The organism is Maribacter sp., assembly GCF_049667165.1.
Taxonomy (GTDB): domain Bacteria; phylum Bacteroidota; class Bacteroidia; order Flavobacteriales; family Flavobacteriaceae; genus Maribacter_A.
The window spans coordinates 1-1,704 of sequence record NZ_JBATHS010000376.1 but is presented as its reverse complement, the minus strand read 5'-3'; the positions used below and the strand labels follow the sequence as shown (position 1 = coordinate 1,704).

General features: G+C 41.7%; 2 protein-coding genes. One reads left to right on the top strand and one right to left on the bottom strand.

Annotated features, from left to right (window positions below):
* On the top strand, nucleotides 1-636 hold a 636-nt coding region (locus WBM98_RS16880), incomplete at its 5' end, for an AMP-binding enzyme (protein ID WP_424367188.1).
* Nucleotides 637-910: 274 nt separating this feature from the next.
* Here WBM98_RS16880 and WBM98_RS16875 read toward each other — a convergent pair.
* On the bottom strand, nucleotides 911-1,704 hold a 794-nt coding region (locus WBM98_RS16875), incomplete at its 5' end, for a C40 family peptidase (RefSeq protein ID WP_424367187.1).

The window sequence follows — 1,704 nt, the reverse complement described above, 5'->3', positions numbered from 1 at the left end:
GAAAAGTGGCGAACCATTACCCACCAAACCTTATTGGAACGCTATGGGATGACGGAAATTGGAATGGGATTATCCAATTCCTATCGTGGGGAACGAAGATCGGGACATGTGGGCTTGCCATTACCTACCGTTGAAATGCGGTTGGTTGATGTGGGCGATAATCCAGTCGGGGAGAATGAACCCGGGGAATTCCAGTTTAAAGGGCCTAGTGTTTTTATGGAATACTGGCAAAACCCAGAGGAGACCCAAAAAGCATTTACCGATGATGGTTGGTTCATTACGGGCGATATTGGCATGTTGAACAATGGACTATATAAAATTCTTGGCCGTGATAGCGTGGATATCATCAAATCGGGCGGCTATAAAATATCGGCCTTGGAAATTGAGGATGTACTTCGAAAATTTGAAGGGATTAGCGACTGTGCAGTGGTCGGACTTCCTGATGAGGAATGGGGAGAGGTGGTTGCAGCTTGTTTGGTTTCGGATTTGGAAACCTTGGATCCTACAAAAGTATCCGAATGGCTTAAAGAGTATTTGCCAGCCTACAAAATCCCTCGGAAATACATCCTTCGAAAGGAATTGCCCCGAAATGTATTGGGAAAAGTCACTAAAAACGAATTGAAGAACATGTTTTAATCAAACATTGATGGCCAAATACGTTAAACCTACTATTGATTTACATTCCAAAGTTTTTTGAAAGCATGAAATTCTTTCCAACGGATAATACAGCAACCGCCGTTTGTCATTCCTGCAAAAGCAGGAATCCACTTATGAAACCTGGATTCCTCATCAAGTGCGGAATGACACAGTTGTCGTAAAAGGTTTATAGAAACCAAGGATTGTTTACTGATGAATACCAATTTTTTAACTACGGATGCGGCATCCTGAATTATGAATAAAAAAAGGTCACCTAGTCTTTAAAAATCGGTGTGTTTACCAAATTGATAAGGCCTTCATCTTCTTCTTTTAGAATTCGCTGAGTACGTAAATACCGGTTCAGATTATATTCATCAAAATTAGGTGCTTTGGGGTCCATGCTGCTGATACGAACCATTTCGGAAGCATGGATAAACTCATTATTCCCGATCCACATACCCACATGTACCACTTTTTCGGGGGTGGAATCCGTCGCTTTTCGTCCGAAGAACAATAAATCACCTTCTATTAGATGTTCAAAGTGCTGTGTTGAATCTATGGGTTTACCGGTATGCACTTGTTGGGATGCATCACGTGGGATGACCATACCGTTCAAAAAGTAAATGGTTTTGGTAAACCCGCTACAATCAACTCCTTTGGTCGAGGTGCCTCCCCAAAGATAGGGCACCCCCATAAGTGTTTTGGAAGTTTCGACCAAAGAAGCCGTGGTCGGATTTAAATCTTGTAACCATTGCCCATAATCTTTGGCCTCGTTCTTATCAATATAGGCAATTCTACCATCCGGATAAGCAACTTTAAAGAAATCGGTGTCATCATTTAACTTTTCCAAAATTCCCCCAGCCACGATATCGGAAACCACTTGGGAGTTTTTATCAGCATTGGAATAGGTGTGTCCATAGGTTTTCGTAACTATGATCTTCTCGACAGATTTCCATTGGTTTGCTGCGACCGTATCCATCAATTCAACCCCTCCACTATCTACCCATGACATATAATGGTCCGGTGTTTGGATCAAATACCAATTTTCAGACTTTTTATACACCTTTA